The sequence below is a fragment of the Desulfovibrio sp. X2 genome (genome assembly GCF_000422205.1).
Lineage (GTDB): Bacteria > Desulfobacterota > Desulfovibrionia > Desulfovibrionales > Desulfovibrionaceae > Alkalidesulfovibrio.
The window spans coordinates 1-26,533 of record NZ_ATHV01000013.1; the positions used below are offsets into that span (position 1 = coordinate 1).

The following is a 26,533-nucleotide window of genomic DNA, read 5'->3' on the forward strand; positions in this document are numbered from 1 at the left end:
GGGAGGGTGCAGGGAGGGGGCGCGTAGCCCCCTCCCTGCCCGCCGGAGGCATGCATATTTCCCGTGCCTACTTGCTGATCCACAGGGCGCTGTGGGTCAGCTTGCGCAGGAGCTTTGTGGTCACCGAGGTGGGGAGCAGGGCGCCCATGGCGCTCGGCTCGTTGGCGGTGCGGCCGCAGGCCACGGCCGCGTATCCGTGGCCGTGCGCCTCGTCCACGATGGCCTGGGCCACGTCCTTGCCCTCCACGATCTTGATCTCGATGCCCTTCTCGTGGAAGCCGTTGTCCAGCAGGGCGGCGCCTGCGTCGTCCAGGATGCGCTGCACCTTGGGGGTGATGCGCACGTTGTCCGGCTTGACGTGGAACAGGGTCACCTTGTGGCGTGCGCGGCCCGCGAGGATGAAGCCCACGTGGTCGGCCACGCGCTTTGCGGGCGCGGACTCGTCCACGCACAGGAGCACGCCGCAGAGGTCGTCGTCCTCCGTGGGGGAGGAGGGGCGGCCGCAGATCCAGATGGGGAAGTCGATGTCCTTCCAGAGGATGCGGTGGCTCACGCTGTCCGCGATCAGCTCCTCGAACCAGGAGAGGCCGCGCCGTCCGAGGACCACGGCGTCGTAGAGGCCTTTTTGGGCCTCGGCTATGATCTCACCCACGGTGCCGAGGGTGGAGTAGACGATCTTCTTGTCCACCCGCTCCGGGGGCAGGGCGTGGTAGGTGATCCAGTCGTAGGCCTTGTCCAGGGCCTCGTTGCCGTGGGCCTTCTTGGTCGCCTCGAGCTCGGCCAGGGCCTGCGGCCCGGGCGCCACGACCTCGGCGGGCTCCCAGGTCGGGGGGCGCGGGGCCACGTAGAGCAGGGTGACGCGGATGTCGTCGTATGTCTTGAAGAAGCTCTTGATGAAGCGAAGGTTGTAGGAGGCGGTCCGGTCGCCCGAGACGGCCAGCAGGAAGTGCTTTTCCATCGGGATGCTCCGTGGGAGGTTCTGCCGCTATCTTCCCTATGGCAGGCCGCCGGGCATTTTTCAAGGCCGCGCCGGGCAACGGTTGACTTTGCCGGGCCTTGTGCCAATAGTTCCCGCCCATGACGGAACAGAACAATCCCGATGTCTTCACGGTGCCTCAGACCCTCGGCGTGATAGGCGGCGTGCTGCTCCTGGCCTGCGGAGCGGCCTGGCTCACGGCCTGGTTCTACCGCGGCGGCATGTACACGGCCGGCACGGTGATGCTTGTGGTCTTCGTGCCCATGCTCTACCTGCTCTGGTTCATCCTCTACATGAAGCCGTCGGACACGCGCATCCTGGTGGGCGAGGACGGCCTGGTCATCGAGGTGCCGCCCTACTGCACGGTCCGCGTGAGCGCGGACAGCATCCGCAAGGCGTACCGCTGCGACATGCGCAAGGAGTCCCATCTGCAGGGGCTTGCGCGCGACACGGGCACCTCCGTGGGCGGCTACAAGGCGGGCATCTTCAAGGCCGAGGGGCGCGAGGCGGTCATCGTCTCCAGGCGGCGCGACGTGATCTGCCTGGTCACGGACGAGCGGCTCGTGGCGCTCGGGCCGCGCGACCTTTCCGGCCTGGCGGCCGCGCTGGAGCGCCGCCTGGGCCTCTCCGTGGCCTGATCCAAGGGCTTCGGGCGGCGGTGCGGTCGGTCGTGCGGTCGACGGCCGGGGCCGCTTTCGCGGACACTCCCCATTCCCTTGCGAACGTGCTAAAGGCGGGCGCATGAAACGCTTCCTGCTGGCCACGCCCGAGAGCGACGCCGTGCGCACGGTGCGCGAGGCCTTCGGAGGGGAGCTCTCGCTCTCCCTGGCGCACGACTGGCCCTCCCTGCGGGAGAAGGCCGCGCACAGCGTCTTCGACGTCATCCTGGCGGACCTGGGCCTGTTCGGCGCCGTGCCGGGCAAGCTGACCAGCGAGTACCGCGAGCTTCTGCGCACGCTGTGGACGCGCAACCCCCAGGCCGAGATCATCGTCCTGGCGCGCACCGACCAGGTGCGCGAGGCCGTGGGCCTGGTCAAGGCCGGTGCGGGCAACTACCTGACCTATCCGCTGAACAAGGACGAGCTGGTCTACGTGCTCGAGAGCCTTTCGCTCTCGCGCAAGGTGGAGAGCGAGCTGTCCTATTTCCGCGACCAGTTCGTGGTCGGCGACACGCGCCGCGTGGCCCGCATGGAAAGCCCGGTGATGCAGGCGGTCTACGAGAAGGTCAAGCTCGTGGCCCCGACGGGCACCACGGTGCTGCTCATGGGCGAGACCGGCACGGGCAAGGGCGTCATCGCGCGGCTCATCCACTCCCTGTCCGAGCGGCGCGAGGGGCCGTTCATCAGCGTGCACTGCGGCGCCATCCCGGACACGCTCATCGAGTCCGAGCTCTTCGGCCACGAGAAGGGCGCCTTCACGGGCGCGTCGCGCAGGCGCCTGGGCAAGTTCGAGCTGGCCGCGGGCGGGACCATCTTCCTGGACGAGATCGGGACCATCGGGGCGGCCGTGCAGATCAAGATGCTGCAGGTGCTGCAGGAGCGGACCTTCACGCGGCTGGGCGGCGAGACCGAGGTCAAGGCCGAGGCGCGCGTGGTGGCGGCCACGAACATCGACATCAAGGCGCTGGCCGAGGGCGGGGAGTTCCGCAAGGACCTCTACTACCGGCTGAACGTCTTCCCCATCGAGATCCCGCCGCTCAGGGAGCGCGAGGAAGACATCGTGCCGTTGGCCGAGCACTTCCTGGAGCGCCTCTCGCGCACGTATCTCAAGGACGTGCAGGGCTACCACCCCATGGTCATCGAGGCCTTCAACCGCTACGACTGGCCGGGCAACGTGCGCGAGCTCGAGAACCTCGTGGAGCGGGCCTTCATCCTCGAGACCTCGCACATCCTGACGCCCGCGAGCTTTCCCGCCGAGCTCTTCGAGCGGGGGCAGGTGGCCGCGGCCATCCCCCTGGACACCAGCCTGCCCCTGTCCGAGGCCAGGCGGCTGGCCGTGAACAATCTCGAGCGCGCATACCTCACGGAACTTCTCCAGAAAAATCAAGGAGGTGTATCGCGCACTGCACGGGCCGCAGGGGTCACGGAGCGGCAGCTGCACAACCTGATGCAGAAGCACTCCCTGCACAAGGAAGATTTCAAGCCGGAAAGCGGAAACGAGATTTCCGCTCGCCAAAGGAGCAGAAGCTAGATTTCCGATACCCGTTGGCTTATGTAAATAACGTTTTATTTTAAAATGTTATGAAAAAAGGCGAGGCCTCTCCGGGCCCGCTTTTGCTGTCTTCGTCACTTCTCCCCCGCCTGTTTTCCTCCGCCTGTTGAAAAACGATCGGAAATCACATTTCCGGCAGCGTCGTGCGCGATTTCTGAGAAATTCAGTAAATACAGCATGTTGTAACATGGCATAATGGTTGCTCATTTGACTCCCGGCCGCATGGTGCGGCCAGGGGCTGCCACCCGCACAACACCAGGAACGAAGCGATGGAAACCGTCGGCCATTTTTCTTTCGTGCCCAAACGAGGGATCCCGGATGCGCGTGACGCGTCCTCTTCCGTTCCTGCATCCAGCCAGGCGCCTTCGCGGCGCCGCTTTTATTTCCTGACGGGCCGACGCGTCCGGCTGGCCGCGTGGCTGACCCTGCTCCTGGCCGCGCTCTCGGCCGTGGTCCTGACCGTGGAGGGCATGAGCGCCACGTCGGCCGCGGCCACGACCTGCCGCGGCTACGTCTTCGAGGCGGAGAACGCCATCTTCCTCGAGACCGACGACGGCAACATCTACGTGCTCAAGGGCGCGGACTTCTCCAAGTACTTCGACAAGTACGTCGAGGCCGCAGGCGAGGTCCGGGTCAACGAGCACGGCGAGAACGTGCTCACCGTGAAATCCATCAAGGCCATGAAACCCCCGGCGGGCGGTCCCATGGAGGACCAGCCGGCCCAGGGCGGACAATAACCGAAGACCGCGGGAAGACCCTGCGGCACTTGCGAGGAGAAATCGTGAAACACGCGAGGAAAGCGGTCGAAAGCACGGCCGCCGTCATGGAGCCTCCGTCGTCTTCCGTACCCGCCCTGAAAAGCCTGCGCGGGGGCTTCGGCCTGTCCGGCGCCAGGCACCACGGCAAGACTCCCGCCTTCGTCGTGGACGAGGCGCGCGACGCGTTTTGCGCCACCCACTTCCCCCTTGCCACCCGCGAGCAGTGGAGCGACTGGCGCTGGCAGATCAAGAACCGCCTGACCACGGCCGCAGCGCTCTCCCGCATCCTGCCGCTCTCCGCCGACGAGGCCCTGGCGCTCTCCGCGCGCGGCGGGCGCCTGCCCTTTGCGGTCACGCCCTACTATCTTTCCCTCTTCGCCCCGAATTTCGCCGCGGACGGGAACGCGGCGGCGGACGCAGCGCACCCCCTGCGCCGCACCATGATCCCGTCCACGGCGGAGCTTTCGCTCAGCACCTGCGAGACCGCCGACCCCCTGGCCGAGGAGGACGACAGCCCGGTGCCCGGGCTGGTCCACCGCTATCCGGACCGCGCCCTGTTCCTGGCCACGGACTTCTGCTCGGCCTACTGCCGCTACTGCACGCGCTCGCGCCGCGTGGGCAAGGGGCCCTCGCGCGCCCCGGCCACCCACGTCTGGGAGCAGGCGCTCGGCTACATCGCCCGCACCCCGGCGATCCGCGACGTCATCGTCTCCGGCGGCGATCCGCTGACCCTGTCCGACCGCGCCCTGGAGTACCTGCTGACGAGGCTTCGCGCCATCCCGCACGTGGAGGTCATCCGCCTGGGCACCAAGACGCCCATGGTCCTGCCGCAGCGCATCACCCCCTCGCTGGTCAAGATGCTGCGCCGCTTCCACCCCCTGTGGGCGAGCATCCACTGCACGCACCCGAGCGAGTTCACGCCCGAGTCCTCCCAGGCGCTGGAGCGGCTGGCCGACGCGGGGCTGCCGCTCGGCAGCCAGACCGTGCTGCTCGAGGGCGTCAACGACTCTCCCGAGGTCATGGGCGAGCTCATGCGCGGCCTCATGAAGCGGCGCGTGCGGCCCTACTACCTCTACCAGTGCGACCAGGTGCCCGGCACCGGCCACTTCCGCGCCCCGCTCTCGCGCGGCATCGAGATCATCAAGTCCCTTCGCGGCCACACCTCGGGCTACGCCGTGCCGCATCTGGTGGTGGACCTGCCGGGCGGCGGCGGCAAGGCGCCCGTGCTGCCCGAATACCTCTCCGGCGTCTCGGGCGACGAGCTGACCTTCGTGAACTACGAGGGCCGCACCTTCACGAGCCACGACCCGGTCACGGCCGCGCTCATGCGCGACCAGCTCCCGGCGGAGGCCTGAGCCATGAAGATCGGCATCACCTACGACCTGAAAGAGGTCTACCTCCAGGAGGGCTACAGCCCCGAGGAGGTCGCCGAGTTCGACTGCCCGGAGACCGTCCAGGGCATCGAGGAGGCGCTCTGGGCGCTCGGCTGCGACACCGACCCCGTAGGCAACGTGCGGGAGCTGGTGCGCCGCCTGGCGCTGGGCGAGCGCTGGGACATGGTCTTCAACATCGCGGAGGGGCTCTCGGGCTTCGGCCGCGAGTCCCAGGTCCCGGCCCTGCTCGAGGCCTACAGGATTCCCTGCACCTTCTCCGACCCCCTGGTACTCTCGCTGTGCCTGCACAAGGGCATGACCAAGCACGTGCTGCGCGACCGCCGCGTGCCCACGCCCGCCTTCGCGGTCGTCGAGCGGCCCGAGGACGCGGCCCGCGTGGATCTGGCCTACCCCCTGTTCGCCAAGCCCGTGGCCGAGGGCACGAGCAAGGGCGTCTCGGCGCGCTCGCTGTGCCGCACGCCCGCGGAGCTGGCCGAGGTCTGCGCCGAGCTCCTGGACGCCTTCCGTCAGCCCGTGCTGGTGGAGCGCTACCTGCCCGGCCGCGAGTTCACCGTGGGCATCCTGGGCACGGGCGACCACGCCCGCTCGCTCGGCGTCATGGAGGTCCTGCTGCGGGACGGCGCCGAGTCCGGCTCCTATTCGCTCGAGAACAAGTGGAACTACGAGGAGCGGGTGGAATACCGCCTCGTGGACGATCTCGACGCGGCCGCGTCCGCCGGGGTCGCGCTCATGGCCTGGCGGGCCATGGGCTGCCGCGACGGCGGACGCGTGGACGTGCGCCTGGACGAGCACGGCCAGGCCCAGGTCATCGAGCTGAACCCGCTGCCCGGCCTGAACCCGAGCTATTCCGACCTGCCCATCCTCTGCCGTCTGGCGGGCATGCCCTACGTGGACCTCATCGGCGGCATCGTCCGCTCGGCGGCCGAGCGCTCGGGCCTCGCCCTGCCCGACGCCCGCGCGAGCAGGCCGCTGCGTCCCGTGCGGCCCCTGCGCCGGGCCGCCTCTTGAGCGCCGGGCGCCTCCCATGCGCGTAGCCCTGCTTCACAGCCGCGTCGGTCCCGCGGCCGGAGCCGACGACCAGGACACCCTGGCCCAGGCCGCGGCCGTGCGCCGCGCGTTGCGCTCCCTCGGCCACTCGGCCGTGAGCGTGGCCGTGGACCTCGACCTCGGCCCCGCGGCCTGGACGCTGGCGCGTCTGCGGCCGGACGTGGCGGTCAACCTGGTGGAGACCATCGGCGGGGCGGACGGCCTGGCGCACTTCGCGCCCGACCTCCTGGCCCACCTGGGCATCCCCTTCACCGGCTCGGACGGCCCCTCCCTGGTGCTGACCAACGACAAGCCCCTGTGCAAGCGGCTGCTCGTCGCGCGCGGCGTGGCCACACCGGCCTGGGTGGAGGCGGACGGAAGCGCGGGCGGGGAGTTCGCCCCGGGCGAGTTCATCCTCAAGCCCTGCCGCGAGCATGCCTCCAAGGGCATCGACGCGGACTCCGTGGTCCTCGCGGCCACGCCCGGGAACGCGGCGCTCGCGGCGCGCAGGGCCTCGGAGCGGCTGGGCCGTCCCTGCTTCGCCGAGGCCTACGTCGCGGGGCGCGAGTTCGCCGTCTCCCTGCTGGCCGCGGAAGCGGGCGAGGCGGAAGGTGAGCAGGGTGGCGGCGAGGTCGAGGTCCTGCCGCCCGCGGAGATGATCTTCCATGGAAAGTGGGAGCGTCCCCTCCTGACCTACGCGGCCAAGTGGGACCCCGAGAGCCCGGAGTACGAGGCCTCGCGGCGGAGCTTCGAGATTTCGGACGATCCGGCAGAAAACGACCTGCGCGCGAAGCTCGCAAACGCGGCCCGGGCCTGCTGGCAGGCCTTCGGCCTTGCCGGATACGCCCGCGTGGACTTCCGCGTGGACGGACAGGGCCGCCCCCTGGTCATAGACGTCAACGCCAACCCCTGCCTGGCCCCGGACGCCGGATTCGCCGCGGCCTGCGCCGAGGCGGGGCTCACCTACGAGCAGACCGTGGCGCGCATCGTCGCGGCCGCGATCATGCGGAAAACTTTCGGAGCATGAGCATGAGCCTTCGCCTTCGCGACGCCGCGCGAGTCGGCGACCTGCCCGCCGTGGAGGACATCCTCCTCTCGGCCGAGGCCTTCACACCGGGCGAGATAGACGTGGCCAAGGAGCTCGTGCTCGAGCACGCCGCCAAGGGCACGGAGTCCGGCTACCACTTCCTGCTCGCCGACGCGGACGGGCGGACGCAGGGCTACATCTGCTACGGCCCGGACGCCTGCTCGGACGGCGGGGCCTACCACCTCTACTGGATCGCGGTGCACGCGGGAGCGCGCGGCCTGGGCCTGGCCCGGGCGCTGCTCGACGCGGCGCGGGACAGGGCCCTGGCCGCGGGCGGCCGCGCCATGTACGCCGAGACCTCGTCCACGCCGCCCTACGCGGACGCGCGCGGCTTCTACGAGCACACGGGCTTCTTCCTCGAGGCGCGGGTGCGCGACTTCTACAAGCCCGGCGACGACAAGCTGATCTACACGCTGAAGCTGTCCAAGACCTAAGGGAGCGCGTTTCGTGGGCCTGCTGCGCATGTTCCTCGCCCTGTCCGTGTTCTTCTCGCACGAGGGCTACTCGGGCGTGACGCTGCTCACGGGCGAGGCCGCGGTGCAGGCCTTCTTCGTGGTCTCGGGCTTCTACATGGCCCTCATCCTGCGCGAGAAGTACGCGGGCGCGCCGCTCTCCCTGTTCTACTCCAACCGCTTCCTGCGCCTCGCGCCCGCCTACTGGGCGGTGCTGCTCCTCTCCTTCGCCGCGCTCGTCCTGTTCGACGCCGCGCCCTTCGTGGGCCGGGCCGAGCTGGCGCGGACGCTGCACGGACCGGCCGGGCCGGTGGTCCTCTGGAACAACCTCGGCGTGGTCGGCGACGAGCTGCTCTTCCTCTTCAGGCTGGACCCGGACACCGGCCGCCTGGCCTGGACCGCGGGCCGCGACGGCTTCACCGGGGCCTACGTCTATCTCCTCCTGCCCCAGGCCTGGTCGCTGTCCGTGGAGGCGCTCTTCTACCTCGCCGCACCCTTCCTGGTGCGCAAAAGCCCCCGCGCCCTGGCGGCCCTGGCCGCGTGCAGCCTGGCGCTTCGCTTCGCCCTGCTGCACGCCACCCCGGGCAGCGACCTGCTGGCGCGCAAGATCTTCCCGGCCGAGCTCTGGCTCTTCCTGCTCGGCATCCTGGCCTACGGGCTCTATTCCGCCAGCCGCAACCGGCCGCGCGGCCAGGCCCTGGCCCCGGCGCTCTTCTGGCTCCTGCTCGCGGGCGGGACCTACCTCTCCGGCCTGCCGCTCTCCCTGCGCACGCCGCTGTGCGCGGGCTTTCTGGCCCTGGCCGTGCCCTGCCTCTTCCGCCTGACCCGGCAAAGCCGCCTCGATCGCTTCCTGGGCGATCTCTCCTACCCCTTCTACATCGTCCACTTCCTCATCCTGAGCCTCCTCGACCACTTCGCGGACCCGCCCGCCACTGCGGCCGCGCTCCTGCTGACCCTGGGCGCGGCCCTGGCCCTGCACTTCTGCCTCGACCGGCCCGTGGACAGGTGGCGGCAGCGCCGCCTGGGCCGCCCGGGCGACGGGAACGGCGGCAGGAAGGCGCCTGCCGCGGCCGCTGTCGCCGCCGCGCCTGCCGGGTAGTTTCCCGTGCCGCCTATATGCCTTGAAGTGCCGTGATTCTGCGGCCTCCGGGCGCAGGAGGGGAGGGAAGCCCCCTGCCCCAGGGGACTGACCCGGAGTTTGAGAAAAAATTCCCATTTACTCCATCTGTCCAGCTTGCTAGAGAAAATCTGCCGGCCGGGCGTGCGCCCGCGCACCTGAGTGAACGTCCACTCAGACGCCGACGCCCGCTGCCGGAATTGATGTCAGGAGCACCCGCCCGGAGCACCCACGCAGAGGTTCCAGGTCATGCGCATCCGCATCGTGCCTTCGGTCCGCCCGCCTTTCGCTCTCCCCGGGAAATCCGGGGGACGCACCATCCATCCCAAGCGTTTCGTTTCCCATGTCCGTCCGCGCATCCGGGGGCCGAAGGCCCGCGAGGGCTCGCCGTTCCAGGCTTCGTGGTCATCGGGATCATCAAGATCATCAGGATCGTCAGGATCATCAGGATCATCGGGATCATCGGGATCAGCCGCTTTCACGGGCTTCACGGGACCATGCGCGCCGTGCGCGCAGCATAGGGGGAGGTAAGTCATGTCGGTCAGGAACAGGCTTTTCGTGCTTTTGGGCGTCGCCCTGCTGGCGGGCGCCCTGATCTTCGCGGCCTCGCTGGCCGGGGACCGGCTCACGAGCCGGGTGGACTCCCTGCGCAGTCTGGCCCTGGACGGGTATCTCGCGGCCCTGCAGGCCAGGCGCCAGGAGAAGAACTTCCTGATGCGCAAGGAGAAGGACTACGTCGCCCAGACGTACGCGCACGCGGACAAGGCGACGGAGGCGCTGCAGACCCTGCGCCTGCGCGACCCGGACCAGGCCGAGGCCTGCGACAAGGCGCTCGGCCTGCTGGCCACCTACCGCAAGAACTTCCAGGCCATGAGCGACATCCATCTGCACATCGGCCTCACCGACCTCGAAGGGCTGCGCGGCGAGTTCGTCTACGCCGCGCGCAACCTGGAGGCCGGGCTCAAGGACAATCAGGACAAGGACGTGCTCATCGCCCTGCTCCAGATGCGGCGCCAGGAGAAGAACTTCCTCATGCGCCGCGACCAGGGCGCCCTGGACAAGATGGGCAAGGAGCGCCAGCGCCTGGAGAAGCTCATCGCCGACGCCTCCTGGCTCGACGACGCCAGGCGCGCCTCCCTGCTCGGATCGCTCACGAAGTTCAACGAGGCCTTCACCTCGGTCATCGGGAGCGAGGCCCAGGCCGAGAAGGCGGAGCAGACCCTCAAGACGACCACGGACGAGCTCGAGCCGGTGCTGACCGGGCTGCGCGAGCAGTACCAGGCCGCGGGCGAGCGCATGAACCGCCAGATGGAACTCATGGTGCTCGGCATCGAGGTGGTCGCGGGCGTGGTCCTCTTCCTGACCATCCTGTGGATCATGCGCTCCGTGAGCCTGCCGCTCACCGCCCTCAGGGCCTTCTCGTCCAAGGTCGCGGACGGCGACCTGGACGCCCGGCTCGAAGGCCGCTTCGCCGCCGAGTTCGCGAGCCTCAAGGACGACATCGGCCGCATGGTGGGCCAGCTGAAGGACAGGCTGCTCGAGGTGGGGCAGAAGGAGCGCCAGGCCCTGGAGCAGGCGCAGCGCGCCGAGGAGGCGCGGGCCGAGGCCGCGCGCATGGAGGAGGCGGCCCGCGCCGCGCGCGACCGGCTCGAGGTCTCGGCGCGCGAGGCCGACGAGGTGGCCACCCAGGTGGCGGCCGCGGCCGAGCAGCTGGCGGCCATGATCTCCCAGGTCAGCCGCGGGGCCGAGGCCCAGAACGAGCGCATGGCCGAGACCGCCACGGCCATGGAGGAGATGAACGCCACGGTCACCGAGGTCGCCAGGAACGCGGGCAGCGCCTCGGACACGGCGCGCCGGGCCAAGGACAAGGCGCTCACCGGCGCGGACATGGTCAAGCAGGCCGTGGCCGCCATCGGCCAGGTCAGCGACCTGACCGAGGAGACGCGCCAGGGCATGGACGCGCTGGGCTCCCAGGTGGAGTCCATCGGCCGCATCATAGGCGTGATCAACGACATCGCGGACCAGACCAACCTGCTGGCCCTGAACGCCGCCATCGAGGCCGCGCGCGCGGGCGACGCGGGCCGGGGCTTCGCCGTGGTCGCGGACGAGGTGCGCAAGCTGGCCGAGAAGACCATGCAGGCCACGCGCGAGGTGGAGTCCTCCATCACCTCCATCCAGGGCGCGGCGCGCGACAACATCCGCAAGATGAACAGCGCGGCCCAGGCAGTGGAGCAGAGCGCCGGGCTGGCCGACTCCTCGGGCAAGGCCCAGGAGGAGATCCTGGCCCTCATGGAGAACAACAGCCTGCAGGCCGAGAGCATCGCCTCGGCGGCCGAGCAGCAGTCCGCGGCCAGCGAGGAGATCAACCGCGCCGTGGAGCAGGTGGGCCGCATCGCCTCCGAGACCTCGGAAGGCATGGCCGTGTCCCGCGAGGCCGTGGCCAACCTGGCCGAGCTGGCCGAGCGGCTGAAGGACATGATGGCCCGCATGCTGGCCCGGTAGTGCGACATGCGCGCGCGGACGGCCCGGGCGTGACGCCCGGGCCGCGCCGTGCTATGCTTGGAAATGGACTCTTCCTTCCCTCCCTCCGATCCCCTCTCCGTCCCGACCGTGCTGCCCCCCCTGTGGAGCGGGCTCGACGGCTGCTACGATCCCGAGGGCCTGGCGATCGACTGCCGCGGAACCTGGCAGGACGCGGACCTGCGCCCGGGCCTCGCCTGGCCCGAGCCGCGCTTCGAGCCCGCGGGCGACGGCATCGTCCTCGACCGCCTGACCGGCCTTTGCTGGTCCAGCTCGGCCAACCCCTTCTCCTTTCCCATGACCTGGGAGGAGGGGCTGCGCTCCGTGGCCGCGTGGAACGCGCACGCCCACTTGGGCCGCACGGACTGGCGCATGCCCAACCGCGTGGAGCTGCGCAGCATCGTCTCCCACGGCGCGCGCAAGCCCGCCCTGCCGAAGGGCCACCCCTTCCGGGACGTCTTTCTGGGCTGGGTCTGGAGCTCGACCAGCGCGGCCATCGCGCCCACGCACGCCTGGCGCGTGCACCTGGAGGGCGGCCGCACCTTCTACGGCCGCAAGGTGGAGGAGAGCCTGGTCTGGCCCGTGGCCGGGACCTCGGCCGTGCTGCCGCGAAGCGGCCAGACGCTCTGCTACGACGCCAAGGGCGGCGAGATCGCCTGCACCGCGCTCGCGGCCGGGCAGGACGGCGGGCTGGGCCTGGGCGGGGCATGGCCAAAGCCCCGCTTCGCGGAGCCGGAAGACGGCGGCGAGGGCGTGCTGGACAGGCTGACCGGCCTCGTCTGGGCCCGCCTGGCGGACCAGGCGCGCAGCGGCGACGCCCCCGGCCTCACGGACTGGGCAGGGGCCCTGGCCCTGGCCGCAGAGGCGCGGGAGCGGAGCGGCCTGCCCTGGCGCCTGCCCGCGATAACGGAGCTCGAATCCCTGGTGGACTGCTCGCGCGCCGAACCCGCCCTGCCCGGGGGCCATCCCTTCGCCCACCCCGGCGAGGCCTACTGGTCCGCCACGAGCAGCTACTACGGCCCGGACTGGGCCTACTGCCTCTACCTGCACAAGGGAGCCGTGGGCGTGGGCTACAAGCCCGGGCCGGAATTCCTCGTCTGGCTCGTGCGCAGCCTCCCGTCCCCGGCCTGAGCCCGGTCCGGCGGAGATCCCGCCCCCGTTCAACCCTTTCCGCCCGTTCCGTCCGACCGGCCCGACCGGCCCGACCGGCCCGTGCAGGCAGGCATCTCCCGGCCGAACGCCGTGCCACCGGCTTCTTATGTCTGATGTGGCATATGTGAGCAACATATGCCATATTACGCAAATAGGCAGAGGTTTTTTATAAAATTATGTTTGCATTTATATCAATTCTGTATTGCGCATGCGGCCGCGCGCCGGATCGGGAGGGGGACGAAAGACGGACGCACGTTTTTCCGGACTCTGCCGCGCGCGGGACCGGCCCCGGCGCCGCGCCGGGGCGGCGTCTCCACCACGCGCCGGATTCGTCACGGAATCGTCACCGACCTCCCACGGATGTGTGACCTCGCGCGCATACCCACAAAAGTCTCCGGACTCGGTCCGAATCGCATGAGGGGGAATTCACTGTCCATTTTTCACCGCCACCGTCCGGCTCGGAACCGGGACGCCAACGAGAGTCGCATGGTCATGGACATCTTCCAGGGATTTGCGGCCACGAGCAGGCTCAGACGCAACGGGCGCCAGCAGGGGGAGTTGCCCTATTCCTTCGGTTTCCTGAGCCTCTCCGAACGCAACCGGATAGAGGAGCACCTGGGACAGGGCGGCAGCCTCTGCCTGCTCCTCTTCGAGATCAAGAACTTCCTCGTCTTCTCCAACCTCTTCGGCAGCGACATCACCGCCGTCATCCTCGAGGCCATGAGCCGCGAGGTGAGCACCCTGACCCGCGAGTACTGCCCCTGCGCCTTCACCTACGTGGAGCGCCTCTCCGAGGGCAAGGTCATGGTCCTGTGCGCGCGGACCGACAACCCCGTGCCCGAACTGCAGGACATCACCGCGGGCATCCGCCTGAAGCTCAAGGCCGGACTCAAGGGCACCTCCCTCAAGCTCACCGGACAGACCCTGGACGTGGCCGCGGGCTGCGCCCTCATCTGCCAGCTCGGCATGCACCCGCTCGAGCACTCCCTGTACAGCGCCCTGTGCGACGCCCAGCACGTGGCCCGGGGCGAGCTCGACACGAGCACCCTCTCGCTCCTCGCCGAGTTCCGCGAGATACTCGGCTCCTCCATGCTGCGCGTGGTCTACCAGCCCATCGTCGACTTCCGCACCAGCGAGATCCTGGCCTGGGAGGCCCTGACGCGCGGCCCGGCCGACACCTACTTCCAGAGCCCCTCCGTGCTCTTCGACTTCGCCGAGGAGGTCGGCCAGCTCTTCGCCCTGGAAAAGGTCTGCCGCGAGGCCGCCATCACCAAGATCGGCCCGGTCGCGCCCGGACAGAAGATCTTCCTCAACATCCACCCCCGCACCCTGGTCGACCCGAGCTTCTCCACCGGCGAGACCCTGAAGCTCCTGAGCCAGTGCGGCCTCGGCCCCTCCAACGTGGTCTTCGAGATCACCGAGCGCCACTCCATCCGCGACTTCACCCTCTTCCACCGCACCCTGGAGCACTACCGCAACCAGGGCTTCCAGGTGGCCGTGGACGACGTGGGCACCGGCTACTCCGGCCTGTGGACCATCGCCGAGCTCCGACCCGACTACATCAAGGTGGACATGTCCCTCATCCGGGAGATCGACAAGAACCCGGTCAAGCGCGCCCTCATCGAGACCTTCGTCGCCTTCGCCGAGAAGATCGGCTGCCGCCTCATCGCCGAAGGCATCGAGACCGAGACCGAACTGCGCTGCCTCATGGGACTCGGCGTGCACTACGGCCAGGGCTACTTCCTCCACGTGCCCGCCTTCCCCAAGCCCGTCCCGGAGAACCCCCTGCCCGCGGGGCGCGCCTCCATCGGCGAGACCATCAGGAAGGAGCTCAAATGCTCCATCCCCGTGCGCGAGCTGGCCGAGAAGGCCTACGACGTGCCCGCCGCCACCAAGGTCAGCGAGGTCAAGGAGCTGCTCCAGGGCAAGGAGCCGATCAGCGCCGTGGTCGTGGCCGAGGAGGGCCGCCCCGTGGGCCTGGTCATGAGCCACCACCTCGACCGCGCCCTGTCCACGCGCTACGGCATGTCGCTCTATTTCCACCGCGAGATCACCCGCATCATGGACGCCTCGGCCATGATCGTGGAGGGCGGAGAGCCCGTGGAGAACGTCGCCAAGGCCTCCATGAACCGCGACAAGTACAAGATCTACGACCACATCGTGGTCACCGAGGCCGGACGCCTCGCGGGCATCGTCTCCGTGCAGAAGATCCTCGACACCCTGGCCGCCGTCCAGGTCGAGATGGCCAAGGGCGCCAACCCCCTCACCGGGTTCCCCGGCAACGTGGCCATCGAGACCGAGCTCGAACGCCGCAGCCAGGCGGGCCTGCCCTTCAGCATCGTCTACGCCGACCTCGACAACTTCAAGGTCTACAACGACACCTACGGCTTCAAGGACGGCGACAACGTGCTCCTGCTCCTGGCCAAGATCATGTCCTGGGCCGTCAAGCGCCACGGCGTGCCCGGCGAGGACTTCGTGGGACACGTGGGCGGCGACGACTTCGTGCTCATCTGCTCCCAGGAACGTGCCGAGCGCATCTGCCGCGGCATCGTCCGCTGCTTCGGCCGCCAGGTGCGCGGCTGCTACTGCGAGGAGGTCCGCAATCGCGGCTCCATCATCGCCAAGGACCGCAACGGCGAAATCGCCTCCTTCCCCCTCGTCTCCGTCTCCCTGGCCGTGGTCGACTGCGCCGGGGCCTGCACCCTCTCCGCCATCGGCAACCGCGCCGCCGAAATGAAGAAATACGTCAAATCCCTGCCCGGCAACTCCTTCGCCCGCGACCGCCGCGGTCCCGTGGGCGACGGCGAGGCCGACTGCGGCTGCGCCTGCGCGTAGACGAGGCGGACGGGAAAGGAAAAACAAGAGCCTCCGGCGGCCAGAGAGGGGCTACGCGCCCCTCTCTGGACTCTCCTGCGCCAGGCTGAGCCTGGACCCCTTCGCACGCGGTACGCCCGGGAAAGGACACGGGCGGCCTGGGCGTGAGGGGCCGTGATGTGGGTCTCGTGCGCGCGGCGCGGTCGGAAGACCGGACCGGATTTTTCGCCGGACGGCGAAAAATCCGGTCCTCCACCATCTCCTTTGCCCGCGCCGAGAACGGCGAGCGCCTCTGAAGGCCCCCGGCAAAGGAGAGAGGAAGAGGTTCAAGGAAGATTTTTCGTGTGAAGACGGAGGGGGTCGGGGAGGTCACTCCCCGACGGCAACTTCGGGCGGTATTTCGTCTTCGCGCGCCTTGGCGCGCGAAGACGAAATACCGCCCGATTCGTTTTTGCGGCCAGGCACGCCCAGGCGGCGTCTCGTCGAATGATCCGCGGGTCTGTCGCGAAAGGGGTCCAGGCTCAGCCTGGCGCAGGGGGAGTCCAGAGGGGGGCGCGCAGCCCCCCTCTGGCCGCCGGAGGCATCTTCGCTTCCTGGGCTCGGGTCTAGTGGATCCAGAACCAGTAGCCCACGGTGACGATGACGAGTCCGAGGACGCGCAGGAGCTGGTTGTAGACGATGAGGCGCATGGCCATGCCAGGCTTGAAGATGCCCGCGTAGTACGGGAACTGGTGGCGTATGGCGCGCACGGGAGAGGAGAGGATGTTGCCCACGAGGAGCGCCATGACCACGTCGTGGGGCGGCAGGCTGTGGGACTGCAGCAGCGCGCCCGCGGCCGCGAGGCCCGCGGTGAACTGGGAGGCCATCTGGAAGACGATGATGGAGACGGCCTTGGGCGGCAGCCAGGAGAGGAACGAGGCGTTCACGGAGAGGTAGTTCTCGAGCCAGGTGAAGAAGCCGTACTGGGCGGCGTAGTGGAAGGCCACGTAGACCGGCACGGTGATGTACACGACCTGGGGCAGGCGGCGCTTGAAGCGTTTGACGGCCAGGGCGAAGGCCTTGCCGAAGCCCTTGAACCCTCCCTGCTCCAGGCGGCAGACCACGCAGCCCTCGTCCAGGGGGGGCAGGGTGGCCCGGCCCAGGGCGATGATGAAGATGGTGCGCAGGGCGGCCGAGCCCACGGAGAGGCCGACGTAGACCGCGGCTGCGTTGCCTATGTAGGGCAGGGTCAGGAAATAGACTGTGGGCAGGTGCAGCAGGTAGGTGGGCAGGGCGTTGAAGAGGTTGGCCAGGATGAGCTCGTGGCGTGAGAGCTCGCCCCGCTCGTGGGCCTCGGCGAGCATGGTGTTGGCGGTGATGCCGGAGAAGAAGGCCATGGAGAAGCTCGCGCCCGCGATGTCCTTGAGCCTGGCCATGCGGATGAGCGGGGAGGCGACGCGGGCCATGGCCCGGGTCCAGTTGAGGGCCTCGATGAGGTTGCCCACGATGAGGCCCGCGGAGATGGCCGCCACCAGGCGGACGAGCGGCCAGACGAGGGCCTCCCAGAGAATGTGCGGGTTCATTTGCCGCGCGTGGAGCCGCCGTAGAGGCGGTCCAGCTCCTCCTCGGACATGTCGTAGCCGTGCTCGGGCGCGGGGAAGGCGCCGCTGCGCACGTCGGCGGCGTAGGCCGAGAGGGCGTTTGCGGCGAGCGTGCCGAGCTCGGCGTAGCGTTTGACGAAGCGGGGCGTGAAGCGGTCGTAGAGGCCGAGCACGTCGTGGAAGACGAGGACCTGCCCGTCGCAGGAGGGTCCCGCGCCGATGCCGATGGTGGGGATGGGCAGGGCGGCGCTTATGCGTTCGGCCACGGGCGAGGGGACGCATTCCAGGACCAGGGCGAAGCAGCCCGCCTCGGCCAGGCTCGCCGCCTCCCTGAGGATGGCGTCCGCGGCGTCGGCGGTGCGGCCCTGGACCTTGTAGCCGCCGAGCTCGGCCACGCGCTGCGGCGTGAGGCCGAGGTGCCCCATGACCGGCACGCCCGCGGCGATCATGGCCTTGACGGCGGGCAGGTGGGCGGCGCCTTCGACCTTGACGGCGCGGGCTCCGCCCTCTGCCATCAGGCGCACGGCGTTGCGCACGGCCTGGGGGACGTCCTCGTGGTAGGAGCCGAAGGGCATATCCGCCACGACCAGGGCGCGGGTGGCCGCGCGGGAGACGGAGCGGCTGTGCAGGACCATGTCGTCCATGGTCACGGAGAGGGTGTCGTCGTGGCCGAGCACGACCATGCCCAGCGAGTCTCCCACGAGCAGCACGTCGGCCCCGCCGCGCTCGGCGAGCTGGGCGGAGCAGGCGTCGTACGCGGTGAGCACGACGATGCGCGCGCGGCCTTTCATGGCCCGGATGTCGGGGGCGGTCAGTCTGCCCGGCATGGCGATCCTCCTGTGGTGGATGGGGAGGGTCCTTCTACCCCAGCTTCGGGCGCATGAAAAGTGCGCACGAAAAACGGGCGGCCCGGCTGTCGCCGGACCGCCCGGAAGGGGCGCGGGGAGTGAAGGAGGCCTAGAACTCCTGGAGCACCCAGACCACGCGGCCGAGGATCTTGTCCTCGGCGTTCTTGGCCGGGATGGTCTGCTCCGGGTGCTCGGCGTTCTCGCTGCGCAGCAGGAAGCGGTTGTTGTCGGCGTCGAAGTAGACGCGCTTGAGCACCAGGCCCTCGTGCGGCACGTGGATGCCGTAGACCTCGCCGGAGCGGACGCGGGTCTTTTCCGTGTCCATGCCCACGTAGCCGGCGCGGCGGATGAGCGGCTCCATGCCCGCCCCGTCCACGCGCACGACCAGGATGGTGGGCTTGTAGAAAGTCTCGGGGATGGCCAGCTGGCTCACGTAGTCGGGCTGCCAGGCGCCCTTCTCGGTGACGATTCCGGCCATGCTGGAGACGTTGACCACGCGGGAGCGCGACGGCGTCTTGCCGTAGGTGGCGCTGGTCTCGGTCACGCCCTGGAAGTTGGCCGAGGATTCGGCCATGCCGGGCTTGAGGTACATGGGGTCGATGCCGTCCGCCAGCCAATCGGGGTTCAGGCCGTGGCTGCGGTAGAGCTTGAGGTACCAGTCGGCAGGCACGGAATTGCGGCGCTTGGCGTCGGAGATGCTGGACTGGCGGATGGCCAGGATGTTGGCCAGCTCCACCTGGGTCCGCGCGCCGGTGGCCTTCTTGATCCGTTCAAGAACGTCGTCGAAGTTCATATGTGTCCTCGCATTTACAAAAACTATAATCTATTTCTTCTGTTTGGCAAGCAGGTTATGACCGTATCACCTGAACAGACTTTCAGTCAATTCCTGTCTGCAGGCACGGGTTTCCCATTGCCGGAGGGAACTCCTACTAAATTTGTATGGAAATGGCCACTCCCCTTTTGGGTGCTGTCCGGGGCCGCTGGAAATGCCTGCGCACGGTGTCCGGCCTGGCGCGGGCGAAATCCTTTTCCTCTTCTATAGCCCCTAAGCGAATTCAAAGAATGTTGCAACGCGCAAATCGTTTCAGAGTGTGTCGCCGGATTATAATTTTGCAGGATAAGTCGAAAAAGTGGACCTATAGGTTTACTTGTTTGGCTGCAGAGCATAGATTACCGGGACAAATCGCAACCTTGTCCGGGAGGGCCGAACATGGCGCGTCGAGTGAAATTGGCGAGAGAGGAGATAGAGAGGATCCGCAGGCTGAAGACGTGGCTTGCCATGCGGGGGCTCAGCCAGCGCGATCTGGCCGACGCCCTGGAGATACATCCTTCCATGATCACGCGCATTTTCAAAGGACAGCGCAAGCCCGGAGAGCGCATCCGGCAGCTCGTCGAACTCGGGGTGCCGCCCCATCTGCTTCCTCCTCCGGGCACGCGCGGTCCGGGCAGGCCGGCCAAGAACAGGAACTAGGCGGCTAGAGCCGCTGCAGCGTCCAGGCCACGCGGCCCACGAGCCGCGCGTCCTTCTGTCCCAGGGGGATGGTCAGCAGGGGGGCGTCCTTGTCCTCCCCCCGCAGTTGCAGGGCCTCGCGGCCTATGTCCAGGAAGACGCGGCGGAAGACCAGCCCGGCCTCGGGTAGGAGCACGGCGTAGATGTCGCCGTCCGCCACGCTCGCCCGCGCCGTCTCTATGCCCACGTAGGCGCCACGCCTGATGTGCGGCTCGAACCCCCCCTCGCCCGCGGGAAGGACCAGGAGCCCCGGGCAGTCGTAGCCCACGGGGATGCAGATGCGGGATATCTCGGGCGAGACCCATTCCTGCCCTATCCTGCAGATCTCGGGCGAATGCACCGCCACGATCATCAGTTCTCCGGATTCCTCGGCGATCTTCTCGCGACTCACCTTGCCTCCGGCCACCAGGCGCCGGGGCGGCTCGCCGGTCAGCAGCCAGCGCGGATTCCAGCCCGACTCGATGCACAGGGAGAGAACCCAGGACGAGGGGACTCGGCGTTTCTTCTTGGCGTCCGAAACGCTGGATTGCCTGATTCCGAGGCGTCTGGCCAGATCCATCTGGGTTTCGGCCCCGGCGGCCTGCATGACCCGAGCATAGACTTCCTCGAACTGCCCGGCGTCCCGTAAGGCCTCGCGTGGTAAATTCATCCCTGATCCTCCGCGGGTATCCATCAAAACAAGTCAACATATCGTAATGAGATATGAAGTCCTATGCAACTTGAATTTTCATAAATTGTCCGCCACAACACGGCGGGTTGGGTGCCGGGGAACGCCAAGGATAAGTCAGGCAAAAGAGCTTTGAATATGCTCAAAATAGTATTATTCTGTTGATTATACTTCGATCCGGCTGGTAAACGGAGAGATTGGGCATGCCCGAAACCAACAGCATGACGCGGACGGTGTCGTTGAAGGAACCATTCTTCCCATATGGGGCGCAGGGAGACGCGAATTTCGAGGAGCGCCTCAAGAGGCTCATGCATGCCCTTGAGGTGGACAACGCGTCCGAACTGGCCAAGGCGCTCGGCATCAAGCACCAGGCAGTATCGGCTGCGCGCAAGCGCCGTCAGGTCCCGCTCAACTGGCTCATGCACGTCTCCGAGGCGCGCTGCGTCTCGCTGGACTGGCTGCTCTTCGGTCAGGGAGAGATGCGTCTGCCCGGCGAGGAGCCCCTGGCTGCGCCGCCGACCATCATCGGATTGGACGGATACGCCAAGCCCCTGGGCGGCAACGGCGACTGCGGCCGCGAGGCCCAGGAGTACGGCGGCTTCAAGCCCGAGACCGAGCACGAGGCCGGGCAGCTCGTGATCCTGCCCCGCGTGCGGCCCCGCCTGCTCCCGGGTTCGGCCCTCTTCGAGCAGGACGAGGTCCGGCCCGGCATCGCGTTCCAGCACTTCTGGCTCGCGGCCAAGGGGGACATCCTCTCCATGGCGGTCATGGAGATGCACGGCACCCACATGGAGCCGCTCATCGCCCAGCGCAGCCTGCTGCTGCTCGACCGCTCGCAGGTCGAGATCGTGCCCGGCAACGTCTATGCCCTGGCCTTCGGCGAGGAGATAGTGGTCAAACGGCTGGACCGGTTGCCCGGCAAACTGCTCCTGCTCTCCGAGAATCCTTCCTTCCCCGCGCGCGAGGTGGGCTGGCCCTGCAAGGAGGTCCGCATCCTGGCGCGCGTCCTGTGGACCGGCCGCGAGATCGCCTGACCCGCACCCCGCAGGCTGCTTCCCGCGGCACACCGGACCCCGCCGCAGGGGCCGGAGACGACGAAGCCCCGGGACCGTGAGGTCCCGGGGCTTCGTCGTTTATCGTGCCCGCCCGCCGGGCTAGCGCGGCTGGGCCATGTATTTCAGGAAGGGGCTGTCCGGCGTGAGGACCACGCGCGTGTCGGACTTGAAGCTGTTGCGGTAGGCCTCGAGGCTGCGCTGGAACTCGTAGAAGTCCGGCCCCTTGGAAAGGGCCTCGGCGTAGATGCGCGTGGCCTCGGCGTCGCCCTCGCCGCGCAGGATCTCGCCCTGCTTCTCGGCCTCGGCCAGGATGATGGCCTTCTCCTTGTCCGTGGCGGCCTTGATCTTGGTCGATTCCTCCATGCCCTCGGAGCGGTACTGCTTGGCCTGGCGCTCACGCTCGGCGCGCATGCGGCCGAAGATGGCCCGCTCGTTCTCGGGCGGCAGGTCCGTGCCCTTGATACGCACGTCCAGGACCTCGATGCCGTACTCGTGGACCAGCTTGTTGGACGACTCGGTCACCTGGTGCATGATGTCGGCCCGCTTCTGCGAGACGATGTCGCCGAGCTCGTACTGGCCGAGCGCCTGGCGCATCTCGGAGTAGACGATGTCGTCGAGCCTGGACAGGGCGCGCGGGATGGTGCGCACCGTGCGGTAGAACTGCAGGGGCTCCACGATGCGCCACTTGGTGTAGTTGTCCAGCACCAGGGCCTTCTTGTCCTTGGTGATGACCTCGGAGGGCTTGGAATCGTAGTCGAGCAGGCGCGTGTCGAAGAAGACCACGTTCTGGACGAAGGGCAGCTTGACGTGCAGCCCCGGGCCGCGCACCCCGGGCAGGGGCTTGCCGAGCTGCAGCACGATGGCCTTCTCGGTCTGGTTGACCTCGTAGAGGCACTGCTGCGCGAGGATGAAGACGGCCGCCAGGGCGACGATGAGGATCATGGGCTTGCGGTTCATTTTCCGGCCTCCCCGGTCTTGGCGCGGGCCTTGGCCCGGCCGGATTCCGTGAGCGGCAGGAAGGGCAGGGTCCGCGACGCCGTCTGCTCGGGCAGGATGGTCTTCTCCACGTCCGGGTTGCTCAGTATCTCTTCCATGGTCTCCAGGTAGAGGCGCTTTTTGGTGATGTCCTTGGCCTTCTGGTACTCGCCGAGGATGGCCGTGAAGCGCGACGCGTCGCCCTGGGACTTCAGGATCTTGGACTGCTTGTAGGCCTGGGCCTCGTTGATGATGGCCGCGGCCCGGCCGCGCGCCTTGGGCATGACGTCGTTGCGGTAGGCGTCCGCCTCGTTGATGAAGCGGCTCTTGTCCTCGCGCGCCGAGGCCACGTCCTTGAAGGCGTCCACCACCTCGTCGGGCGGGTAGACGTCCTGCAGCTGCACGGCGATGATGCGGATGCCCGCCACGTAGCGGTCGAGGGTCTCCTGCAGGAGCGTCATGGCGCTCTGCTGGATCTCCAGCTTGTCCGTGGTCAGCACGCTGTCGATGGTGTTCTTGCCGATGACCTCGCGCATGGCCGCCTCGGCCGCGTTCTTCACGGTGTCGGACTGCTGCGTGAGGTTGAAGAGGAAATCGACCGGATCCTTGATCTGGTACTGCACGATGAACTGCACGTTGACGATGTTCTCGTCGCCCGTGAGCATCAGCGATTCCTCGGGGATGGAGCGCACCGAGCTGGAATCCATGATCCCGCTCGCGGAGGAGCGGAAGCCGATCTCCATGCGCCTGATCTCGGTGACCTTGGGCGTCTGCACGGATTCGATCGGAAAGGGCAGGTGGTAATGGGGGCCGGCGGTGGTGATGCGCTCGAAAGCGCCGAAGCGTTGCACCACGCCGACTTCGTCGGGCTCGACGATGTAGATGCCGCTGGCCAGCCACAACAGGACCACGGCCAGGACGATCCACTTCCCGCCCCCCCCGGCGAAGTGCATGTTTTGAAATTTCTTGAATTTTTCTCCAAGGTTGTCCATGTCCGGCATGGACGGTCCCTGGGTACGGCGGCGCTTTTCTTGCAGTTTATCCCAGTCCCAATTCATGGTACCCGCATAAGCGCCTTGGCCCCGCAGGTCAAGGACATCCGCCCCGGAACGCTTCCGGGGCGTCGGCATTCAGAAGGAGCGTTCATGCCTCGCATCAATCCGGACGTGTTCAAGGCCTACGACATCCGCGGCGTGGTGGACAGGGATTTCGACGAAGCCCGGGTCGAGGGGCTCGCCCGTGCCTGCGGCGCCTATTTCCGCGCCCGCGGCCTCTCCCGCGCCTGCCTCGGCCACGACGCCCGCCACTCCTCGCCCGCCTACATGGCGGCCTGCGCGCGCGGCCTTTCGGCCTCGGGCGTGGACGTCGTGGTCCTGGACATGGTGCCCACGCCGGTCTTCTACTTCGCCTGCGTGCATCTGAAGATACCCGCCGGGATCATGGTCACGGCCAGCCACAACCCGCCCGAGTACAACGGCTTCAAGGTCTGGGCCGGTGCCTCCACCATCTACGGCGGCGAGATCCAGGAGATCCGACGCCTCATGGAGGAGGAGGCCTTCGTCGACGGCCGGGGCGTGGTCTCGCGCCACGACATCGTGCCCGCCTACGTGGAGACCCTGGCCGGGCTCTGCCGTCTTGCGCGGCCGGTGAAGGTCGTGCTCGACGGCGGCAACGGCGCGGGCGGCCTCGTGGCCGCGCGCCTGCTGCGCGAGCTCGGGGCCGAGGTGGTGGAGCTCTACACCGAGCCGGACGGCGACTTCCCGAACCACCATCCGGACCCGACCCTGCCCGAGAACATGGCGGACTGCGCCGCCAGGGTGCGCGAGACGGGCGCCGCGGCGGGCATCGGCCTGGACGGCGACGGCGACCGCATCGCGGTGGCGGACGAGCAGGGCCGCCTCATGCCCGGCGACGAGCTGGCCGCCGTCCTCTCGCGCCAGATCCTGGCCGAGGAGCCGGGCGCCATGATCATCGGCGACGTGAAGTGCTCGCACCGCCTCTTCCGCGACGTCGCGGCCCACGGCGGCGAGCCGCTCATGTCGGCCACGGGCCACTCGCTGATGAAGGCCAAGCTGGCCGAGACCGGCGCGGCCTTCGCGGGCGAGATGAGCGGGCACATGTTCTATCGCCAGCGCTTCTTCGGCTTCGACGACGCGCTCTACTCCGCGGCCCGCTTCTGCGAGATACTCTCCGCGGCCGAGGTTCCGGTCTCGCAATTCCTGGCCGACTGGCCGCAGACCTTCTCCACGCCGGAGATCCGCATGCAGGTGCCGGAGCCGGTGAAGTTCCCCCTCGTCGCCCGCGCCGTGGCCCATTTCCGCGAGAAGTACCCGGCCACGGACCTCGACGGCATCCGCATCGACTTCCCGGACGGCTGGGCCCTGGTGCGCGCCTCCAACACCCAGGACGTGCTGGTCATGCGCTTCGAGTCCGAGAGCGAGGCGGGACTTGCCCGCATCCGCGCCGAGGTCGAGGGCGCGGTGCTTTCCTGGCTCGAGGAAATGAAGGCCGCGATGGCCGCGGGGACGGCGGCGCAGTAGGCGCGGCGCGAAGCGCGCCCATTTTGCGGGGAACATTCCACCCCGAACGTCTTTCACGAGGGCAGAGGATGCCGTCCGATACGTGGTTCGCCTATCTTCTCATCATGACGGCCATCGCGTACACGCCGGGGCCCATGACCATGTTCTCCATGTCCTCGAGCCTGCGCAACGGCTTCGCGCGCACCGTGCCCGCCATCGCGGGCGGGTCGTGCGCCTACCTGACGCAGATGGCCGTCGTCTATCTCGGGCTCGGCGTCGTCGTGCAGGGCTCGAGCCTGGTCTTCAACGCCGTCAAGTGGATCGGCGTGGTCTATCTGGTGGTGCTGGCGGTCAAGAACTGGCGCAAGCCGCCGCTTTCCGCCTGCGCGGCCGGGGAGCGGCGCAGGACACCGCTCTTCAGGCAGTTCTGCCTCGGCTACGCCACCGGCATGTCCAACCCCAAGTCCGTGCTGGTCTTCACGGTCCTCTTCCCCCACTTCATCGACCCCGCGCACTACACGCGCGACTTCCTGATCCTGGCCGCGAGCTTCTTCGTCATCCAGGGCAGCAGCGCCACCGCCTACGCCCTGTTCGGCGCCAAAGCCTTCCGTTGGCTGCGCGAGCGCGGCCTCGCCCACGTCCAGGGCCGCGTCACCTCGGCCATCCTCGCCTGCGCCGCGGGCATGCTGGCGGTCAGCGAGAAGTAGCGCGGGCGCGGGCAGAGGACAGGGGCTACCGGCGCGCGTTCAGCGCGAAACGCGGTCCTGGAGCGTCGTCCTCTGGCCCCGGTATCGGGAGAGAGGCCGGGGAAGACATGCGAGGGGTTCGCCCCGGCCTTCCCGCCGGCGGAGATCCGTCACGCCGAGCGTTTTCGCATCCAGAAGATGCCGCCCATCACCGGGCGGCCCTCCTGCATCCAGGGCAGCTTCCGAAGCGGGGCCAGGGGCGCGTCGAACTCGGGCGTGATCGAGACGTAGTAGGAGGGCAGCTGGACCTCGAAGGCGCCTGAACCGAAGAGCAGGGCGCAGGCCAGGAGGTACTGCTCATTGTAGTACCGCTTCTCCCACCCGGGGGGATAGTCCCAGGGCAGGAAGATGTCGTGGATGCCGATGCGGCAGCCGACCGGCAGCTTGGGGAGCACCTCGAGAAAGAAGACCGTGGCGTCGGAGTTCTGCATTGCGCGATGGCTGCAGTCCACGAAGACGACGTCCTCCGCCGTTGTCTGCCTGAAGAACGAGCTGTCCAGCGTTTCGAGGGAAAGCCGCAGGCTGCGGTGGCAAAGCCCGTCGATCTCGCTTCGCGGAGTGGGGTCGATGGAAAATATCTGCGTCTGCAGGCCGTGGTCGCGGATGGCTCTGGCGGCGAATTTCGTGGAGTTTCCCGACCCCACTTCGATGAACCGGCGCGGCTTGTGCGTCGCCACGGTCGTGTAGATGCTCATGCCGTCCAGGATCGGTAGCCAGGTGTTGTTCCAGCGCGGCTCGGCGGATTCCTCGGGCGCATCGAGCGGTATGGCGGCGAAATGCGGCGCCAGGGAGACGAGCATGTCGAGGAACGACAGGTAGTTTTCGTGCTGCGCGCGCAGGAGGCTCGTGAGCTCGGGGTGGGCAGGCTTGCCGTATCCCCAGCGCTGCGTCGGCTGGAAGGGGTACGGGTCGTCGATGAAAAGCAGCGCACCGCGTTGCTGGAGGGCGGCGATTTTTTCAAGGGGGAGATCTTTCATGATACCTGGCTTGTCTCCTGCGTGAAACGCCTTGGGCCGGAACGGACAGGCCCGGGGATGAAGCCTGCCCCAGCAGGCGTGCGTTCCGAGCCGGGCAGAGTCCGCACGGTGCTGCGCGCCGTGATTATTAAGGGATGACTACATGCTGG

The 26,533-nt window shown here is 68.1% G+C and carries 23 protein-coding genes; 15 read left to right on the forward strand and 8 right to left on the reverse strand.

All coding sequences use genetic code 11. The features are described 5' to 3' along the window. Positions 1–67 precede the first annotated feature (67 nt). Entirely contained in the window at positions 68–958 is an 891-nt protein-coding gene (locus DSX2_RS04530) for a universal stress protein (RefSeq protein ID WP_020879967.1), read from the reverse strand. A 119-nt stretch (positions 959–1,077) separates the two neighbouring features. On the opposite strand from DSX2_RS04530, the gene DSX2_RS04535 reads away from it, so the two are divergent. The 11 genes from DSX2_RS04535 (at position 1,078) to DSX2_RS04585 (ending at position 15,528) form a co-directional block, all read left to right on the forward strand. Next, complete coding sequence (locus DSX2_RS04535; protein ID WP_020879968.1) at positions 1,078–1,614, forward strand: PH domain-containing protein; 537 nt, start codon at positions 1,078–1,080, stop codon at positions 1,612–1,614. A 103-nt stretch (positions 1,615–1,717) separates the two neighbouring features. Next, positions 1,718–3,166, forward strand: coding sequence for a sigma-54 dependent transcriptional regulator (locus DSX2_RS04540; RefSeq protein ID WP_020879969.1), 1,449 nt, complete (start codon positions 1,718–1,720; stop codon positions 3,164–3,166). A 290-nt stretch (positions 3,167–3,456) separates the two neighbouring features. Next, the gene (locus tag DSX2_RS04545) at positions 3,457–3,924 is read left to right on the forward strand and encodes a DUF5818 domain-containing protein (protein WP_020879970.1); all 468 of its coding nucleotides are present in this window, start codon (positions 3,457–3,459) and stop codon (positions 3,922–3,924) included. Positions 3,925–3,968: 44 nt separating this feature from the next. Next, the gene (locus DSX2_RS04550) at positions 3,969–5,300 is read left to right on the forward strand and encodes a KamA family radical SAM protein (RefSeq protein WP_020879971.1); all 1,332 of its coding nucleotides are present in this window, start codon (positions 3,969–3,971) and stop codon (positions 5,298–5,300) included. A gap of 3 nt (positions 5,301–5,303) precedes the next feature. Next, entirely contained in the window at positions 5,304–6,347 is a 1,044-nt protein-coding gene (locus tag DSX2_RS04555; RefSeq protein WP_020879972.1) for a hypothetical protein, read from the forward strand. A 16-nt stretch (positions 6,348–6,363) separates the two neighbouring features. Continuing rightward, positions 6,364–7,392: a hypothetical protein gene (locus DSX2_RS04560; protein WP_020879973.1), complete on the forward strand. Its 1,029-nt coding sequence runs from the start codon at positions 6,364–6,366 to the stop codon at positions 7,390–7,392. Between the two features lie 2 nt (positions 7,393–7,394). Beyond that, positions 7,395–7,886: a GNAT family N-acetyltransferase gene (locus tag DSX2_RS04565; RefSeq protein WP_020879974.1), complete on the forward strand. Its 492-nt coding sequence runs from the start codon at positions 7,395–7,397 to the stop codon at positions 7,884–7,886. A gap of 13 nt (positions 7,887–7,899) precedes the next feature. Beyond that, positions 7,900–9,003, forward strand: coding sequence for an acyltransferase (locus tag DSX2_RS04570; protein WP_020879975.1), 1,104 nt, complete (start codon positions 7,900–7,902; stop codon positions 9,001–9,003). A 552-nt stretch (positions 9,004–9,555) separates the two neighbouring features. Next, positions 9,556–11,523 (forward strand): methyl-accepting chemotaxis protein, encoded by a 1,968-nt coding sequence (locus DSX2_RS04575; protein ID WP_020879976.1) that lies wholly within the window; start codon positions 9,556–9,558, stop codon positions 11,521–11,523. A 63-nt stretch (positions 11,524–11,586) separates the two neighbouring features. After that, a complete protein-coding gene (locus DSX2_RS04580; RefSeq protein ID WP_020879977.1) occupies positions 11,587–12,672 on the forward strand; it encodes a DUF1566 domain-containing protein in 1,086 nt (361 codons plus the stop codon). 507 nt (positions 12,673–13,179) lie between these two features. Continuing rightward, complete coding sequence (locus DSX2_RS04585) at positions 13,180–15,528, forward strand: GGDEF domain-containing protein (protein WP_020879978.1); 2,349 nt, start codon at positions 13,180–13,182, stop codon at positions 15,526–15,528. A gap of 584 nt (positions 15,529–16,112) precedes the next feature. Here the strand turns inward: DSX2_RS04585 and DSX2_RS04590 are convergent. The 3 genes from DSX2_RS04590 to DSX2_RS04600 all read right to left on the reverse strand — a co-directional run bounded on the left by DSX2_RS04590 (position 16,113) and on the right by DSX2_RS04600 (position 18,728). Next, positions 16,113–17,069 (reverse strand): hypothetical protein, encoded by a 957-nt coding sequence (locus tag DSX2_RS04590; protein WP_020879979.1) that lies wholly within the window; start codon positions 17,067–17,069, stop codon positions 16,113–16,115. After that, a complete protein-coding gene (gene panB / locus DSX2_RS04595; protein WP_020879980.1) occupies positions 17,066–17,914 on the reverse strand; it encodes a 3-methyl-2-oxobutanoate hydroxymethyltransferase in 849 nt (282 codons plus the stop codon). Before panB ends, DSX2_RS04590 begins: the two co-directional genes overlap by 4 nt. 130 nt (positions 17,915–18,044) lie before the next feature. Continuing rightward, entirely contained in the window at positions 18,045–18,728 is a 684-nt protein-coding gene (locus tag DSX2_RS04600; RefSeq protein WP_020879981.1) for a S24 family peptidase, read from the reverse strand. A gap of 417 nt (positions 18,729–19,145) precedes the next feature. On the opposite strand from DSX2_RS04600, the gene DSX2_RS04605 reads away from it, so the two are divergent. Further along, positions 19,146–19,406 carry a helix-turn-helix transcriptional regulator gene (locus DSX2_RS04605; RefSeq protein WP_020879982.1) on the forward strand — a complete coding sequence of 87 codons (261 nt, stop codon included), beginning with the start codon at positions 19,146–19,148 and terminating at the stop codon, positions 19,404–19,406. A gap of 4 nt (positions 19,407–19,410) precedes the next feature. Here DSX2_RS04605 and DSX2_RS04610 read toward each other — a convergent pair whose 3' ends face one another. Further along, positions 19,411–20,094 (reverse strand): helix-turn-helix domain-containing protein, encoded by a 684-nt coding sequence (locus DSX2_RS04610; RefSeq protein WP_020879983.1) that lies wholly within the window; start codon positions 20,092–20,094, stop codon positions 19,411–19,413. Between the two features lie 239 nt (positions 20,095–20,333). Here DSX2_RS04610 and DSX2_RS04615 point away from each other — a divergent pair, with 239 nt between their 5' ends. Continuing rightward, positions 20,334–21,146, forward strand: a complete 813-nt coding sequence (locus DSX2_RS04615) for a LexA family transcriptional regulator (RefSeq protein WP_268870069.1) — start codon at positions 20,334–20,336, stop codon at positions 21,144–21,146. A 120-nt stretch (positions 21,147–21,266) separates the two neighbouring features. On the opposite strand, the gene hflC is transcribed toward DSX2_RS04615, so the two are convergent. Together hflC and hflK are read right to left on the reverse strand one after the other, a co-directional pair. After that, a complete protein-coding gene (hflC, locus tag DSX2_RS04620; RefSeq protein WP_020879985.1) occupies positions 21,267–22,124 on the reverse strand; it encodes a protease modulator HflC in 858 nt (285 codons plus the stop codon). Beyond that, positions 22,121–23,200: an FtsH protease activity modulator HflK gene (gene hflK / locus DSX2_RS04625; RefSeq protein WP_052014688.1), complete on the reverse strand. Its 1,080-nt coding sequence runs from the start codon at positions 23,198–23,200 to the stop codon at positions 22,121–22,123. The genes hflC and hflK overlap by 4 nt, the downstream gene beginning before the upstream one ends. An 87-nt stretch (positions 23,201–23,287) precedes the next feature. Here hflK and DSX2_RS04630 point away from each other — a divergent pair, with 87 nt between their 5' ends. Continuing rightward, complete coding sequence (locus DSX2_RS04630) at positions 23,288–24,682, forward strand: phosphomannomutase/phosphoglucomutase (RefSeq protein ID WP_020879987.1); 1,395 nt, start codon at positions 23,288–23,290, stop codon at positions 24,680–24,682. A 68-nt stretch (positions 24,683–24,750) separates the two neighbouring features. Beyond that, the gene (locus tag DSX2_RS04635; protein ID WP_020879988.1) at positions 24,751–25,368 is read left to right on the forward strand and encodes a LysE family translocator; all 618 of its coding nucleotides are present in this window, start codon (positions 24,751–24,753) and stop codon (positions 25,366–25,368) included. Positions 25,369–25,517: 149 nt separating this feature from the next. Here DSX2_RS04635 and DSX2_RS04640 read toward each other — a convergent pair whose 3' ends face one another. Then, positions 25,518–26,384 (reverse strand): class I SAM-dependent methyltransferase, encoded by an 867-nt coding sequence (locus DSX2_RS04640; protein ID WP_020879989.1) that lies wholly within the window; start codon positions 26,382–26,384, stop codon positions 25,518–25,520. Positions 26,385–26,533 lie beyond the last annotated feature (149 nt).